Annotated in this window: 13 protein-coding genes; 3 read left to right on the plus strand and 10 right to left on the minus strand. The window is 63.0% G+C overall.

Going from position 1 to position 12,642, the window contains the following annotated elements; translation table 11 throughout:
- The first annotated feature begins 186 nt into the window (after nt 1-186).
- Nucleotides 187-2,970: an aconitate hydratase AcnA gene (gene acnA / locus AB4X18_RS02345; RefSeq protein WP_370402097.1), complete on the plus strand. Its 2,784-nt coding sequence runs from the start codon at nt 187-189 to the stop codon at nt 2,968-2,970.
- Between the two features lie 393 nt (nt 2,971-3,363).
- Here the strand turns inward: acnA and AB4X18_RS02350 are convergent, their stop codons facing one another.
- Genes AB4X18_RS02350 through yajC form a run of 10 tightly spaced genes read right to left on the minus strand, consistent with a single transcriptional unit; the run spans nt 3,364 to nt 10,187 of the window.
- Nucleotides 3,364-3,903: a DsbE family thiol:disulfide interchange protein gene (locus AB4X18_RS02350; RefSeq protein WP_370402098.1), complete on the minus strand. Its 540-nt coding sequence runs from the start codon at nt 3,901-3,903 to the stop codon at nt 3,364-3,366.
- Nucleotides 3,896-4,054, minus strand: coding sequence for a heme exporter protein CcmD (ccmD, locus tag AB4X18_RS02355; protein ID WP_432817049.1), 159 nt, complete (start codon nt 4,052-4,054; stop codon nt 3,896-3,898). Before ccmD ends, AB4X18_RS02350 begins: the two co-directional genes overlap by 8 nt.
- Nucleotides 4,051-4,785 carry a heme ABC transporter permease gene (locus AB4X18_RS02360; protein ID WP_432817050.1) on the minus strand — a complete coding sequence of 245 codons (735 nt, stop codon included), beginning with the start codon at nt 4,783-4,785 and terminating at the stop codon, nt 4,051-4,053. The genes ccmD and AB4X18_RS02360 overlap by 4 nt, the downstream gene beginning before the upstream one ends.
- Nucleotides 4,786-4,843: 58 nt before the next feature.
- Nucleotides 4,844-5,500, minus strand: coding sequence for a heme exporter protein CcmB (ccmB, locus tag AB4X18_RS02365; RefSeq protein WP_370402099.1), 657 nt, complete (start codon nt 5,498-5,500; stop codon nt 4,844-4,846).
- On the minus strand, nt 5,497-6,117 hold the full coding sequence (gene ccmA, locus AB4X18_RS02370) for a heme ABC exporter ATP-binding protein CcmA (RefSeq protein WP_432817051.1): 621 nt from the start codon (nt 6,115-6,117) through the stop codon (nt 5,497-5,499). Before ccmA ends, ccmB begins: the two co-directional genes overlap by 4 nt.
- A gap of 9 nt (nt 6,118-6,126) precedes the next feature.
- Nucleotides 6,127-6,480, minus strand: a complete 354-nt coding sequence (locus AB4X18_RS02375) for an Mth938-like domain-containing protein (RefSeq protein WP_370402100.1) — start codon at nt 6,478-6,480, stop codon at nt 6,127-6,129.
- 3 nt (nt 6,481-6,483) lie between these two features.
- On the minus strand, nt 6,484-7,239 hold the full coding sequence (locus AB4X18_RS02380; RefSeq protein ID WP_370402101.1) for a TSUP family transporter: 756 nt from the start codon (nt 7,237-7,239) through the stop codon (nt 6,484-6,486).
- Nucleotides 7,232-8,200, minus strand: coding sequence for a protein translocase subunit SecF (gene secF, locus AB4X18_RS02385; protein WP_370402102.1), 969 nt, complete (start codon nt 8,198-8,200; stop codon nt 7,232-7,234). Before secF ends, AB4X18_RS02380 begins: the two co-directional genes overlap by 8 nt.
- 1 nt (nt 8,201) lies before the next feature.
- Nucleotides 8,202-9,851: a protein translocase subunit SecD gene (gene secD, locus AB4X18_RS02390; protein ID WP_370402103.1), complete on the minus strand. Its 1,650-nt coding sequence runs from the start codon at nt 9,849-9,851 to the stop codon at nt 8,202-8,204.
- 57 nt (nt 9,852-9,908) lie between these two features.
- Entirely contained in the window at nt 9,909-10,187 is a 279-nt protein-coding gene (gene yajC, locus AB4X18_RS02395; protein WP_370402104.1) for a preprotein translocase subunit YajC, read from the minus strand.
- 200 nt (nt 10,188-10,387) lie between these two features.
- On the opposite strand from yajC, the gene AB4X18_RS02400 reads away from it, so the two are divergent.
- Together AB4X18_RS02400 and serS are read left to right on the plus strand one after the other, a co-directional pair.
- Entirely contained in the window at nt 10,388-11,101 is a 714-nt protein-coding gene (locus AB4X18_RS02400) for a trypsin-like serine peptidase (protein WP_370402105.1), read from the plus strand.
- A gap of 77 nt (nt 11,102-11,178) precedes the next feature.
- Nucleotides 11,179-12,471: a serine--tRNA ligase gene (gene serS / locus AB4X18_RS02405; protein WP_370402106.1), complete on the plus strand. Its 1,293-nt coding sequence runs from the start codon at nt 11,179-11,181 to the stop codon at nt 12,469-12,471.
- Nucleotides 12,472-12,642 lie beyond the last annotated feature (171 nt).

Consider the following 12,642-nt stretch of genomic DNA (forward strand, 5'->3'; position numbering starts at 1 on the left):
TTGCATTGAAATAACCAATCAAGGTTTGTTGAAACTTCCGCGAGATATGCAACAAATGATCGATATTTTCAGTACACCATGGTATACAAAAATGCGTAAACCCCATGAATAGTGGTTGAAACGCGCCTCTCACAATGGCATCTAGACCCCAATTCTCCGTACTCACTCACCCCGAAGGGAGCCACCATGACGATCCAAGTCGGTCAGGACACGAGCAATACCCGCAAGACAATCACCGCCAATGGCCAGTCGGTCGCCTATTACTCCATCCCAGCCGCACAGCAGGCGGGCTTGGGCGATTTCTCCAGGCTGCCCGCCGCGTTGAAAGTGGTGCTGGAAAACATGCTGCGGTTCGAAGACGGCAAGACCGTGACGGTGGATGACATCAAAGCCTTCGCCGAGTGGGGCGCAAAGGGTGGCAAGAACCCGCGCGAGATTGCCTACCGCCCGGCCCGCGTGCTGATGCAGGATTTCACCGGTGTGCCTGCGGTGGTCGATCTGGCCGCGATGCGCGACGGCCTTGTGGCCCTTGGTGGTGACGCGGAAAAGATCAACCCGCTGAACCCTGTGGACCTCGTCATCGACCATTCGGTGATGATCGACGAATTCGGCAACCCGCGCGCCTTCCAGATGAACGTCGACCGTGAATATGAACGCAACATGGAACGCTATACTTTCCTCAAGTGGGGCCAGAAGGCGTTCAACAACTTCCGCGTGGTGCCCCCCGGCACCGGCATCTGCCATCAGGTGAATCTTGAATACCTCGCCCAGACCGTCTGGACCGACAAAGACCAGAACGGCGAAGAAGTCGCCTACCCCGACACGCTGGTCGGCACGGATTCGCATACCACCATGGTCAACGGCATGGCCGTCCTGGGCTGGGGCGTCGGGGGCATCGAAGCCGAAGCCGCGATGCTGGGGCAGCCGATTTCCATGCTGATTCCCGAAGTTGTTGGGTTTGAGCTGACAGGCGCGATGATGGAAGGCACCACCGGCACCGATCTGGTGCTGAAGGTGGTCGAGATGCTGCGCGAGAAAGGCGTGGTCGGCAAGTTCGTGGAATTCTACGGTGCAGGCCTTGATACGCTGCCGCTGGCGGACCGTGCGACCATTGCCAACATGGCGCCCGAATACGGCGCGACCTGTGGCTTCTTCCCCATCGACGGCGAAACCCTGCGCTATATGCGCACCACCGGCCGGGACGAGGACCGCATCGCGCTGGTCGAAGCCTATGCCAAGGAGAATGGCATGTGGCGCGGCGATGATTACGCGCCCATCTACACCGACACCCTCAGCCTCGACATGGGCACCATCGTGCCTGCGATCTCCGGTCCCAAGCGCCCGCAGGATTACGTCGCACTGGATGCTGCGGCACAGACCTTTGGCAAGTACATCACCGGCCAGCGCCCTGAATGGGACGCCGATCAGGAGGAGAAAGCCGAATGGACCGGCGAAGGCGGCCAGCCCGCCCCGCGCACCATCCCCGGCGACATCGGCAAGCACAAACGTGCCAAGGTGAAGGGAGAGAACTATACGATCCACGACGGCACCATCGTGATTGCCTCGATCACCTCCTGCACCAATACCTCCAACCCTTACGTGATGATCGGTGCGGGCCTCGTGGCCCGCAAGGCGCGTGCGCTGGGTCTGAACCGCAAGCCATGGGTCAAGACATCCCTCGCCCCCGGCTCGCAGGTCGTTTCCGCCTATCTGGAAGCCGCCAACCTGCAGGAAGACCTCGATGCCATCGGCTTCAACCTTGTCGGCTACGGCTGCACCACCTGCATCGGCAACTCCGGCCCCATTCAGGCGGAGTTGAGCGAGGCAATCAACGAAGGCGACATCATCGCGACCTCCGTGCTGTCAGGCAACCGCAACTTCGAAGGCCGGATTTCGCCCGACGTGCGCGCCAACTACCTCGCCTCCCCACCCCTTGTCGTGGCCTATGCCTTGGCCGGTGACATGAACGTCGATCTGACCAAGGACCCGCTGGGTCAGGACAAGGACGGCAACGATGTCTTCCTCAAGGACATCTGGCCCACCACGCAGGAGGTCGCCGAACTGGTCGAACAGACCGTGACGCGCGAGGCGTTCCAGACCAAATACGCCGACGTCTTCAAGGGTGACGAGAAATGGCAGGACGTGGAAACCACGGATGCCAAGACCTACGACTGGCCGCCGCAATCGACCTACGTGCAGAACCCACCTTACTTCCAGGGCATGTCACCCGAGCCGGGCGTGATCACCAACATCGAGGGCGCAAAAGTGCTCGCCGTGCTGGGCGACATGATCACCACCGACCATATTTCTCCCGCGGGCTCCTTCAAGGAAACCACGCCTGCGGGTCAATACCTCACGGACCGTCAGGTGCCCGTCCGGGAGTTCAACTCCTACGGTTCCCGCCGGGGCAACCATGAGGTGATGATGCGCGGCACCTTCGCCAATATCCGTATCAAGAACGAGATGCTGGACGGGGTTGAAGGTGGCTACACCAAGGGCCCGGACGGCAAACAGACGTCGATCTTCGACGCCGCGATGGCCTATCAGGGCTCTGGCACCCCGCTGGTGATCTTCGGGGGCGAACAATACGGCGCGGGGTCTTCGCGCGACTGGGCCGCCAAGGGCACCGCCCTTCTGGGCGTCAAGGCCGTCATCGCCGAAAGTTTTGAGCGTATCCACCGCTCCAACCTGGTCGGCATGGGTGTGATCCCGTTCGAGTTCACGAAAGGCGACAGCCGCAAATCGCTGGGTCTGACGGGCGAGGAAACGGTCTCCATCTCCGGCCTCGACACCATCAAGCCGCTGCAGGAAGTGCCCTGCACCATCACCATGGCCGACGGCACGGTGAAGGAGATCATGATCAAATGCCGGATCGATACCGCGATCGAGATTGAATACATCGAACACGGCGGCGTGCTGCACTACGTGTTGCGTGACCTAGCGAAAGAGGATGCCATCGCGGCCGAATAAGCCGGGCATCCACAATATCCAAAGGCCCCTGCTGCACTGCGCAGCGGGGGCCTTTTTTTTGGGCACCTCAGCAGCAAGGGGTGACGCAACGGCACTTTTCAGCGGACAAATGGCCATAAACGTGCTAACGGTTAACAATTGTAGTGTTGATGCGTTGTTTTAGTGAGGCCTGTTATGGCAATGAAAGTTCTTCTTCCCGCTCTTTTCCTCGTCGCTGTCGTCATCTATGGGGCGATCCCCTCTGATGCGGACGCGCAGAAAACCCCGGCGGATTCCGTCGCCATCACGGATTGACGGCGACCACGTCGTTCCTCTTTTTGGCCAAAAATCCCGCTGCGCCATCGCTGGCAACAGGCGCGGGCATCTGCTGGTCCGGCGCTGCTCAGACCGCGGTTACCGGCCCAGCGCCGCGTTCAGCGCGGGCATGAACCGCTGCTCATAATCCGACCCGACCAGCGGGCCGGCAAACCGGAAAAGCACCTTTCCCTGACCGTCCAGAATGAACGTCTCCGGCGGTGCGGTCACGCCCCAGTCAATCGCCGTGCGTCCCTGTGGATCAAAGGCGACGCCGACAAAGGGGTTGTCATCTTCGGTCAGGTATTTCGCAGCTGTCCCCTGCTGGTCCTTGAAGTTCACGCCGATGATCGGGATCCCTTCGGCCTGCATCTCAAGCAGACGGGGATGTTCGGCGCGACACGGCGGGCACCAGCTGGCCCAGAAGTTCACCAGCGTGACTTGCCCACTGGCCAGCATCTCGGGCGTGGCCGGGGGAAAACCGTCAAGCACCCCGTCCGGCAACCCCGGCGCTGCCTGCCCCACCAGCGTGGAGGGCAATCCCTGGGGGTCATCGCGGAACATGCCAACGCCTGCCATGATCACGAAACCCGCAAAGATCAGCGGCGGCAGCAGCATCATCGGGCGGATCCTAGCCATTCTCGCCACGCTCCTGCTCTGCCCGGGTCAGGTCCGCACGTGCCGCGCGCCCGCGCCGCAAGGTCCACAACACCAGCACCGCCAACAACGCAAGCGACGCCGCATAGGCGGAGACCACTTCAACCGCGTATTTCCCAAGCTCCGGCATCATGCGGTCCGCCGCGCCCTGGCGCGCAGGGCCGCCGCACGGCGCACGCGGATTTCAGTGCCGGTGCGGTACAGGACCAGCGCCACGAACAGCAGCCCGAACCCCACCATGCAGGTGACCAGAGGATAGAAGAACACATCCGCCACCGTCCGCCCCCCCGTGGCTACCGGCACTGATGTGCCCTGATGCAGGCCCTGGTTCCAGAATTGCACCGCATAGCGGCTGAGCACCGCAAAGACCGATCCCACCAGACACAGGATCGACGTCAGATCAGCGGCGGTATCGGGGTCCTCCACCGCTTCCCAAAGCGCGATGTAGCCCAGATAAAAGAGGAACAGGATCAGGAACGAGGTCAGACGCGGGTCCCAGGCCCACCATGTCCCCCACATTGGCTGACCCCAGATCGCCCCCGTCACCAACGCAATCAACGTCATTACTATACCCACGGGGGCTGCGGCCTTCGCGGCCAGCGCGCTCACGTGATGGCGGCGGATCAGCCAGATCAGCGAGGTGACCAGCATCATGAACCACGCGTTGATCGCCATCAGCGCTGAGGGCACATGCAGATATATGATCTTGACGGTGGAGCCCTGGCGGAAATCATCCGGCGTGCCGAAAAATCCCCACAGCAGCCCGCCCACCACACAGATGGCCGCGCCCGCCCACAGGAACGGCTGTACCTTTGCGCTCAGGCCAAGGAACTTGACCGGGTTTGCATAGCTCCAGATCGACATGGATGTTATCTAATCTCCCAACCGCCCACGCTCAATGCACAAAAATGCCAGCGACGCTTCACCGCAGGCCCATCCTCAGTACGGCAGCGCTTGCAAAGGGCATCAGCGCGATCGTCGCCAACGTGATCCCGCCCAGCAGCAACAGTGATGTGGACGGATCCTGCCCCAAGGCACCCCGCCGCGCCGCCTCCGCCCCGAAGATCAGCGTCGGCACATAAAGCGGCAGCACCAGCAGCGACAAAAGCAAGCCGCCGCGTTTGATCCCCACCGTCAGCGCCGCACCGAAGGTGCCGATGACCGACAGCGCGGGCGTGCCCAGCGCCAGAGATACCACAAGCCAGCCAAATCCCGGCCCCGGCAGGTTCAGCAGAACCCCCAGCACCGGCGCGGCCAGCACCAGCGGCAGCCCCGTGGTCAGCCAATGCGCCAGCGCCTTGATGCTGAGTGCAGCTTCGAGCGGCAGCGGCGCCGTGGCCAGCAGATCAAGCGTGCCGTCCTCGTAATCAAGCGCCAGCAGACGGTCCAGCGACAGCAGGCAGGCCAGCAGCGCCCCGATCCACAAGATGCCGGGGGCGATAATGCCCAGCAATTCCGCCTGTGGTCCCACGCCGAAGGGCACCAGCACCGTCACGATCAGGAAAAACGCCAGCCCCAGCCCGAACCCGCCGCCCGCGCGCAGTGCCAGCGCAAGGTCACGGCGCAGCAGCGCGATCACAGGAACGCCTCGTCACTGGCACCGACCAGCGCGCCTTCATCCGCGCGGAACGGCGTGATGTCCAGCACCTCGGCCTCATCCAGCCCCAGATCGATATGCGTGGCAATCAGCGCGGACCCTCCCCCCTTGAGATGCCCGCGCACCGCCGAGGCGAACATCGCGACCGCTGCGGCATCCAGCGACACCGTCGGTTCATCCAGCACCCAGACGGGACGCCCCGTGACCAGCAAGCGCGCCAGCCCCAGCCGCCGTTTCTGGCCCGCCGACAGCGTACCCGCAAGACGGTCTTTTAGGTCATGTAAATCATAGGCTTCCAATGCGGCGTTAATGTCGCTCTTGCCAAAGACTGCCGCCCAGAAGGTCAGGTTTTCCGTCACGCTCAGCATCGCCTTCAGCCCGTCGGCGTGCCCGGCATAAGCCACGCGATCCTCCGCGCCGTCGATGGTGCCCAAAAGCGGCGGCTGCAAACCTGCAATGGTGCGCAACAGCGTCGTCTTGCCCGACCCGTTCGGCCCCCGCAGGATCAGCGCGCGCCCCGGTTTCACCGACAGCGACACACCCGCCAGCACCGGAACACCGCCCCGCGCAAGGGTCAGGTCTTTGATTTCAAGGGGCAAGTGACTCGCTCAGACCGGGAGCAGGGCCAGCGCAATGCGCCGCCCCTCGCTCAGCAGCACGTTGTAGGTGCGGCAGGCGGCGGGGGATGCCATGGCTTCCACCCCGATCCCGGCGTCTTCAAGCCCGCGATGCAGATCGTCCGGCAGATGCGCCACATCCGCGCCGGTGCCGACAAACAGCACATCGACCTGCCCTGCCATGGCCAGCAGGGGCGCGATGTCCTCGAACCCGCCCCAGCTTTGCGTGCCTTCCGGCCCCACCAGCATTGCGCCTTCGATAACCTGACCGCCAATGCGGAAAAACCCCGGCCCGTATCCTTCGACGGGCTTGGCATCGGTAAAGACAATCTCATTCAGGCGCATCGTTCATCCTTTCCACAGCGGCAGACCCAATATAGCCGAAGCGGCAATGACGATATAGGCCACGTTGCGAAAAAGCCGTTCCGCCTGCGGGTCAAAAAGCCGCGCGCCCAGCCAGTTGGCGATCACATTGGGTACACCGACCAGAAGGCCAAGGACAAACGCAGGCCAGACCATCAGCCCCGACACCCACAAGACCGCCATCAGCACAAGGTCGATGGCCAGCAGGTACAACAGGAAATTCGCCCGGATCACCGCCGCAGGCAGCCGCGACGCCATGTAAAGCATGATCACCGGCGGACCGGGGAGCCCGGAAAACCCGGTCATGAACCCGCCCAGCGCGCCGGTTCCCACGACCAGCGGCCGGGTCAGGACGCCGGCATATCGCCACCCGGTCATCAACAGAACCAGCAGCACCAGCACGATGACCGACACGGTCCAGCCAAAAAACCGCGGGTCCACGTTGGCAAGGCATAAAAGCCCCAGTGGCAGGGCCACCGCCGCCCCCAAAAGCAACAATCCGACTTCCCGCAGGGCGCCCACCCGCAGGGCCGACGGCAGGTTGGGCAGCGGGCCCAGCACCTCGGCGGCGACAAGAAAGATAACCGCCTGCACCGGCTCCAGCACCGAAGACGCGACCGGCATGATGATCATCGCAGACCCGAAACCCGCGAAACCCCGCACCAGCCCCGCCGCAAACACCGCGCCAACCAGCCAGATCAGCCCCGTGGGCGTCCCGGCCAGCGCGATGAAATCAGGCATCTATGTTGGCGTATTGGTTCCCGGCGTTGGCATCAGGCTTGGACCAGTCGCGCTTGACCCCGAAATAAAGCAGGATCGCGGAGGCCACGAAGATCGACGAATAGGTGCCAATGATCACACCCCAGATCATCGCAAAGACAAAGCCGCGGATCACATCCCCACCCAGCACGAAAAGCGCAATCAGCGCCAGAAGTGTGGTGAAGGAGGTCATGAAAGTACGGCTCATCGTTTCGTTGATCGACAGGTTCAGCACTTCGTTCAGGGGGCGCTTCTTGTACTTGCGCAGGTTCTCCCGCACCCGGTCAAAGACCACAACTGTATCATTCAGCGAATAGCCCACGATGGTCAGCAGGGCCGCGATGATCGCCAGATCAAAGCGGATCTGCAGTTCCGAGAAGATACCGATGGTCAGCAGCACGTCATGTACCAGCGCCAGCACAGCACCTGCCGCGAACTGCCATTCAAACCGCAGCCAGATGTAGACCAGGACCGCCGCGATGGCCAAGACCACAGCGATCACGGCAGTCTGGATCAGCTCGCCCGACACTTTCGGGCCGACCGATTCCACTGACACGAACTTGATGTCCGGGCGCACTTCCTTCAGCGCGGCCTCAACCGCTTCGATGGTCTCCACCGTGACGGCTTCCTGATCGTCCTGCGCCTGAATGCGGATCATCGCGACGTTCTGATCGGCGCGGAAGGAGGGGTCGAAGACCTCCGTGATGGTGATGTCGCCCAGATCCAACTGCTCCATCGCGGCGCGGTATTCGCCGATATCGATGACCTGCGGGCTTTCGGTGCGGATCGTGGTGCCGCCCCGGAAATCAATGCCGAAGTTCAGGCCCTGCAACAGGAAGGACACCAGCGCCACCACCATCATCAGGCCCGAAATGCCCAGCCACAGCTTCCAGCGGGAGAAGTAGTCGAACTTCGGTGCTTCTTTGAACAGTCGCAAACGCATGTCAGACCTCAACCGTTTTGGGCCGCTTGGCCTCGAACCAGATCACCACCATCAGGCGGGTCACGAAAATCGCCGTAAAGACCGACGTGATGATGCCCAACCCCAGCGTGATCGCGAAACCGCGCACCGGGCCGGAGCCCATGGCAAACAGGATCGTCGCCGTGATCAGCGTGGTGATGTTGGCGTCGATGATGGCGCTCAGCGCCTTTTCATAGCCCAGCGAAATCGCCCGCGCAGGCCCCTTGGCGGTTTTAAGCTCCTCGCGGATACGCTCGAAGATCAGCACGTTGGCGTCCACCGCCATGCCGACCGTCAGCACGATGCCCGCGATACCCGGCAGTGTCAGTGTGGCCCCGATCAGGCTGAGCAGGCCAAACAGCAGGCCGACGTTGATGATCAAGGCAATATTGGCGAAAATCCCGAACAGACCGTAGCTGACGAACATGAAAAACAGCACCGCAACGAAGGCGACGATGGTCGCCACCTTGCCTGCGTCGATGCTGTCCTGACCCAGTTCCGGGCCGATGGTGCGTTCCTCAAGGAATTCGAGGCCCGCAGGCAGGGCACCGGCGCGCAGCAGCACGGCAAGGTTCGTTGATTCCTCCACCGTGAAGTTCCCGGTGATGATGCCGGAGCCACCGGGGATATGGCTCTGGATCGTGGGGGCGCTGATTACCTCGTCATCCAGCACGATGGCAAAGGGCGCGCCGATGTTTTCGGCAGTGTAGTCGCCGAATTTGCGCGCGCCGGATGTGTTGAACCGGAAATTCACCGCGGGCGCGCCATTCTGGTCGAATGCAGGCTGCGCATCGACCAGTTCTTCGCCGGTGACCACGGGGGCCGCTTCGATGGTGTAGAACGCGCCGGGTTCATCGACGGACGGGATGATCTTGTTGCCGATACCGGGATTGGCATTCTCGTCAGAACCACGGCTAACCACGGGGTTGAAGGTCAGTTGCGCGGTGGTGCCGATGATCTCCTTCAGCTCCGCTGCAGACCCGATGCCGGGCACCTGAATGAGGATGCGGTCGCTGCCCTGCCGCTGGATCGTGGGTTCGCGCGTGCCGACCTCGTCGATGCGGCGGCGGATGATCTCCAGCGATTGCTGCATGGTGCGTTCATCGGTGGCGGTGCGTTCGGAATCCGAAAGGGTGATGATGATGATGTTGTCTTCGCCACGCACGTCGATATCGTCTTCGGAAATGCCAGTCACCGACGGGACGGGCCGCGCCAGATCACGCACCACGGCCAATGCTTCGGCCATCTTGCTGGGGTCCTGCAAGCGCACCCGCAATTCGTCCGCCGGGGATTGCTGCCGCCGCACGGGGCTGATGCTGCGCAGGGCGTCACGGACTTCGGGCCATTGCGCTTCCATGCGGTTGGCATAGACATCTGTGACCCGCACTTCGGCCAGAAGATGCGCGCCACCGCGCAGATCAAGACCAAGGTTCACAAGACCCGAGGGCATCCATTCCGGCCAAAGGGCCGCCTGCGCCTCAAGCTCCGCGGTGCTGCCCGACAGCTCAATCGCCTTCACGGCATCGTTGTGCTGTTCGACGGGCGTGTAAAAGAGGTTGGGCAACGCCAGCCACAGGCCGACCGCACAGGTCAGGACAATGGCAATGCGTTTCCACAGGTCAATCTGGATCATCGGTCCGCCTTTTCAGCTTGCGGGTCGGCGCGGCGTGGGGCGCGGCGGCCCCGGCGCTTACTTGGCGGGTTCGGTTTTCGACATCACGGTGGCAATGGTGGATTGCACCACCCGGACCTTGACGCCATCGGCAATCTCGACCTCGACTTCACCGTCGTCCTTGACCTTGACGACCTTGCCGATCACCCCGCCCTGCGTGACCACCTGATCGCCCCGGCGCAGTGCCGCAACCATGGCCGCGTGTTCCTTGACCTTCTTTTGCTGTGGGCGGATCAGCAGGAAATACATGATCGCAAAGATCAGGATCAGCGGGATGAATTGCTCAATGCCTTGCATGGGAGGTCCTTTTTTTCGGGCAATGCGGCGGTGCAAAGCCCCCCCGCGACGTTTGGCAGAACCTATGCGCGGCTGCCGGCCATTGCAAGGCGATCCGACAGGGTTTGCGACGGCTTTCACAGGCCGGGCGCACGGCCCTTGGCACCGCGCAGTGAAAGGGGCAGTCTGCCGCACAACCATACCGGGTCGGGGAGCACAGGATGAAGATGGCGGGGCGCAGGTGGGCCGCATCCCTTGTGGCGCTGATGGTGCCGGGCCTTGCGCCACTGGCCGCTGAGCCGCTGTCACCGCTGCGCCCGGCGGAGGCTGCGATGTTCACAGGCGTGGGCGTGGTCAACGGCAAGGGTCCGTTGGGAGACGCGGCCTGTTCGGGTACGCTGATCGCACCGGACCTTGTGCTGACGGCGGCACATTGCGTGGCAAACGGCGATGGGCCGCGCTGGTTCATGCCCGGCGGGCTGGGCCCCCGCGCCCGCGCGGCAGTGCAGGCGCGAAAGATCACGGTACATCCCGAGTACAACGAACGCACAGACCTAGCGCGCTTTGCGGTTGATCTGGCCCTGATGCAACTGGGCGCACCCCTGCCCGCACAGGTGGCCACCCCCTTGCCGGTGTTGGAGCGTGCTGGCGCAGATGCCACGCAATTTGCCGTGATCGGCTTTGTCCTCAAGGGACCACTGGCGCCGGTGGGACGGTTTGATTGCGACCTGCAAAGCGGAAGCGTGGCAACGCAGATGACGCTCGGCTGCCCGGTGTATGCGGGAAATTCCGGCGCACCTGCGCTGGTCCGCACCCCGTCGGGCTGGCGGGTGGCGGCGGTTCTGGTGGCGCAGCTCGGGCGCGGACCGGGCAGCACCGCCCTGACCGCGCCGCTGAATGGCTGGCTGCGCGACCAGCTTGCGCGCCGCCGCTGACAAAAACACTGCTGTCCCTCGCTGCAACTTTCGCTAAAAGACGGGGCAACGCACCCTGCAAGTCAAGGAAGACACCCATGCACGACATCCGCGCCATCCGCGAAAACCCCGACCGCTTTGACGCCGCCCTTGCGCGCCGTGGGGATGCGCCGATGTCCGCCGCCGTGCTGGAACTGGATGCCGCCCGGCGTGCCAAGATCGGGGCAGCAGAAGCCGCCCAGGCCGAACAGAACAAGGCGTCGAAATCCGTGGGGGCCGCCAAAGCCTCGGGCGATGACGCGGAATTCGAGCGGCTGCGCGCGCTGGTGGCGGACAAGAAGGCCGAAGTGGCGCAGATGCAGACCGAGGCAAAGGCGCTTGATGCGCAGCTTACCGACATGCTTGCGCGCCTGCCCAACAGCCCAGCGGAAGATGTGCCACAGGGTGCCGATGAAAACGACAACGTCGAGGTGCGGGTCTGGGGCGACAAGCCCGATTTCGACTTTGACCCGGTGGAGCATTTCGAGATCAGGGGCGTCGCCGCCTCCATGGATTTCGAAACGGCGGCCAAGATCTCCGGCAGCCGCTTCGTGGTGCTGTCGGGGGCGGTTGCGCGTATCCACCGGGCGCTGGCACAATTCATGATCGACACCCACGTGGATGAAAACGGCCTGACGGAGGTGAACCCGCCCGTGCTGGTCACGGACGCGGCGATGTACGGCACGGACAAGCTGCCCAAGTTCGGCGAAGAGAGCTATCGCACCGAAGAAGGCATGTGGCTGGTGCCGACCTCCGAAGTACCGCTGACCTATATCGCGGCCGATCATGTGATCGAGGAAAGCTATCTGCCGCGCCGTTATACCGCCCATACGCTTTGTTTCCGCTCCGAAGCGGGCAGTGCCGGGCGCGACACCGCAGGCATGTTGCGCCAGCACCAGTTCGAGAAGGTGGAGATGGTCAGCATCACGCACCCCGATGAAAGCGAAGCCGAACAGCAACGCATGCTGCGCTGTGCCGAAGATATCCTCGAACGGCTGGGCATCGCCTACCGCACGGTGATCCTGTGCACCGGTGACATGGGGTTCGGCGCGCGGCGTACGTTCGACATCGAAGCCTGGGTGCCGGGACAACAGACCTACCGGGAGATTTCATCGGTCTCCACCACAGGCGATTTTCAGGCACGCCGCATGAACGCGCGGTTCAAGCCCGCGGACGGCGGCAAGCCGCAGTTCGTGCATACGCTGAATGGATCAGGACTGGCCGTGGGGCGGTGCCTGATTGCGGTGCTGGAGAATGGCCAGCGCGCGGATGGCTCCGTGGTGCTGCCGGAAGTGCTGGGCCGTTATCTGGGCGGCAAGACCGCGCTGGGTGCGGACGGGGTGCTGGTGTAGCGTCCCAACGCATCCGCCGCGCCTGGGGTGATCTTGCACTACGGTATATAAGGCCAAAAAGAGGGGCGGCGTGGCCGTTCTGTCAGCCATGTGTACGCCCGGGGTGTTGCGTGGGACCCGCAGGCAGAGAACGCGGACACTACCCCTTCTTAAGTCCCTGCGGGTAGAACC

The sequence above is a fragment of the Sulfitobacter rhodophyticola genome (genome assembly GCF_041281685.2).
Taxonomy (GTDB): domain Bacteria; phylum Pseudomonadota; class Alphaproteobacteria; order Rhodobacterales; family Rhodobacteraceae; genus Sulfitobacter.

Excerpts from the sequence above, each read along its gene's own strand:
- acnA (WP_370402097.1), top strand. The coding sequence starts at position 187 with ATGACGATCCAAGTCGGTCAGGACACGAGCAATACCCGCAAGACAATC.
- AB4X18_RS02350 (WP_370402098.1), bottom strand. The coding sequence starts at position 3,903 with ATGGCTAGGATCCGCCCGATGATGCTGCTGCCGCCGCTGATCTTTGCG.
- ccmD (WP_432817049.1), bottom strand. The coding sequence starts at position 4,054 with ATGATGCCGGAGCTTGGGAAATACGCGGTTGAAGTGGTCTCCGCCTAT.
- AB4X18_RS02360 (WP_432817050.1), bottom strand. The coding sequence starts at position 4,785 with ATGTCGATCTGGAGCTATGCAAACCCGGTCAAGTTCCTTGGCCTGAGC.
- AB4X18_RS02375 (WP_370402100.1), bottom strand. The coding sequence starts at position 6,480 with ATGCGCCTGAATGAGATTGTCTTTACCGATGCCAAGCCCGTCGAAGGA.
- AB4X18_RS02380 (WP_370402101.1), bottom strand. The coding sequence starts at position 7,239 with ATGCCTGATTTCATCGCGCTGGCCGGGACGCCCACGGGGCTGATCTGG.
- secF (WP_370402102.1), bottom strand. The coding sequence starts at position 8,200 with ATGCGTTTGCGACTGTTCAAAGAAGCACCGAAGTTCGACTACTTCTCC.
- secD (WP_370402103.1), bottom strand. The coding sequence starts at position 9,851 with ATGATCCAGATTGACCTGTGGAAACGCATTGCCATTGTCCTGACCTGT.
- yajC (WP_370402104.1), bottom strand. The coding sequence starts at position 10,187 with ATGCAAGGCATTGAGCAATTCATCCCGCTGATCCTGATCTTTGCGATC.
- AB4X18_RS02400 (WP_370402105.1), top strand. The coding sequence starts at position 10,388 with ATGAAGATGGCGGGGCGCAGGTGGGCCGCATCCCTTGTGGCGCTGATG.
- serS (WP_370402106.1), top strand. The coding sequence starts at position 11,179 with ATGCACGACATCCGCGCCATCCGCGAAAACCCCGACCGCTTTGACGCC.